This window comes from Massilia sp. PWRC2, from assembly GCF_049896725.1.
Taxonomy (GTDB): domain Bacteria; phylum Pseudomonadota; class Gammaproteobacteria; order Burkholderiales; family Burkholderiaceae_D; genus JAFCUW01.
The window spans coordinates 1-2,134 of record NZ_JAFCUW010000034.1 but is presented as its reverse complement, the minus strand read 5'-3'; the positions used below and the strand labels follow the sequence as shown (position 1 = coordinate 2,134).

Genomic DNA, 2,134 nt, shown 5'->3' with positions numbered 1-2,134 from the left:
ATTCTTCGGTCAGAGCTCCAATCTGACCGTGAATGTCAGCGCAGCGCGCCGCAACGACGCGCAATTCGTCTCGCAAACCGTGCCGGCCACCATGGTGCCGGGGCAGACCTATCCCGTTACAGTGGTCATGCAAAACACGGGCAATACGACGTGGAATGCCCATGGCGACACCGGTCTGGCGTCAAGTAATCCGCTGGCGAACAACACGTGGAACGCAGTACGGATCGACCAGCCAACCACCACGGCGCCCGGTCAAACGGCGGGTTACACCTTCCAGGTCACGGCACCGGCAGCTGCCGGCACCTACAACTTCCAGTGGAAAATGGTGCAGGACCAGGTCGAGTGGTTCGGCGCGACATCGCCCAATCTTGCGATCCAGGTGGCGCCACCGGCCGACACTGTCACCTATATCCACACCGATGCGCTCGGCAGCCCGGTCGCCCGCAGCGACAGCGCCGGCAATGTGATCAGCCGCACCAGCTATGAGCCCTACGGGCGCACGGCTGGGGGCGTGACACCAACCATCGGCTTCACCGGGCATGTCAACGACGCCGACACGGGGCTGGTGTATATGCAGCAGCGGTATTATGATCCGGTGGCGGGGCGGTTTTTGAGCGTTGATCCGGTGACGACCGATGCCAGCACTGGAAGCAGCTTTAACCGTTACGCTTATGCGAATAATAGTCCTTACCGGTTTAGTGATCCTGATGGCAGAAGCAGTAATGATCCATTCGCAGATCCTCCTCTGGTGCCACCGCCGCCGCCAATAACGGTAATCATACCCCCGCTTCCAGGAATGCCACCTGTGGCGACATTGACCCCGCCAATCGTGGTTAATATTCCAGGCGCTAAATTAAATAAGGCGTTCGAAGATTGGAAAATTGATCAGGCATTTAGGCAGCTATATAATGATGGTGTAAGTGCTATCATTGGATATGCCAATTTCACGACTGATCCGATTCGACAAATAGTTGATGCCGTTAAACAAGCTAAACGCCCTTCCGGTTCGAAAGATGCACTTATTGGAGCGCGTGAATGGGGCAAGAAAAATGGTGTAAGACCTGACCGTGCAATAGATATTTTTCACGGCATCAAAGGTGGAAGAAAAGGTGGGCCAGGAGCGGGGGCTAATGATGATTGTTCAGTAAACCCAAGTACTGGAGAGATATTTGATGCCCAAGGTGAGCATCTTGGAAATATGAACGAAGGTCATTAATCGGGGCGACTATGTTAATTACACTGCGACTGAGGTTTCATGGCGATTTGCTCGATCCTACAGCCGTAACTGATCTACTTAAAGTAACCCCAAATTTAGCTGTTGCGAAAGGCTCAGTTAAATCGATTTCAAACGGAGCCGAGATTGTAGAAAAAACTTCCAGGTGGGAATGGTATAGCGAAGATATTTCCAATTTACTTTCGGTTGATGATCACATATCTAGATTGGGAGCACAATTTTTCGATGTTCTAAGCGAGTTGCGTCAAATTCCGAATTGTGAATACGCTTGGATAGACTTGAGTATGATTCACATGTCTAAGTCTGCGGATTCTAATATATCATTTTTATTAAATACAACGTCGGTATCGATAATCGGAAAAATTGGGATTCCTTTAGAATTATCTTATTATGTATTGACTGAGGATGCGGCCGACGTTTCATAGAATATAAGGCCATTGGGGTGAGTGATCACATCCCAGTGCAATATGGTCAGTAATACTATTTGCAACAAAAAAAGCCACTCCCTCCGATATCCCGGATGCGAGTGGCTTTTTATTTAGCTGCCAGGCAGCGCCGGCTTAGCTGCTCAAGTTCCCCACCATTTGCTTGGTCTGGTACTTGATGATCATCCCGTCAAGCAGCGCCTTGATGATGCGGCGTTCTTCATCCGGCATGTGGCTGACAGCCTCGAACTGCAAGGCCAGATCGTCAGACGGACCACGGTCAGTCTCGTCGAACACCAGCATGTCCAGGCTCAGGTGCAGCGCCTTGGCCAGTCTGACCAGCGCCTCCAGATTCCGCTGGGCAGTACCAGCCTCGTAGCGCTTGATCTGGTTCACGTGAATCTGCGCGGCATCGGCCAGGCCTTGCTGGGTGTAGCTCTGCGCCTTGCTGAACCGGCACAAGGACCCGGGGTCA

General features: G+C 52.0%; 3 protein-coding genes. 2 read left to right on the top strand and 1 reads right to left on the bottom strand.

Translation table 11 applies throughout. The features are described 5' to 3' along the window. The coding region (locus ACP7BZ_RS22870; RefSeq protein WP_426117491.1) for an RHS repeat-associated core domain-containing protein at positions 1-1,216 on the top strand (1,216 nt) is incomplete at its 5' end. An 11-nt stretch (positions 1,217-1,227) separates the two neighbouring features. Beyond that, positions 1,228-1,659 (top strand): DUF4279 domain-containing protein, encoded by a 432-nt coding sequence (locus tag ACP7BZ_RS22865; protein ID WP_426117489.1) that lies wholly within the window; start codon positions 1,228-1,230, stop codon positions 1,657-1,659. Between the two features lie 135 nt (positions 1,660-1,794). Here the strand turns inward: ACP7BZ_RS22865 and ACP7BZ_RS22860 are convergent, their stop codons facing one another. After that, the gene (locus ACP7BZ_RS22860) at positions 1,795-2,121 is read right to left on the bottom strand and encodes a helix-turn-helix domain-containing protein (protein ID WP_426117493.1); all 327 of its coding nucleotides are present in this window, start codon (positions 2,119-2,121) and stop codon (positions 1,795-1,797) included. Positions 2,122-2,134: the final 13 nt, after the last annotated feature.

What these genes read in the sequence shown, in the direction of transcription:
- ACP7BZ_RS22865 (WP_426117489.1), top strand. Translation starts at nt 1,228, where the DNA reads ATGTTAATTACACTGCGACTGAGGTTTCATGGCGATTTGCTCGATCCT.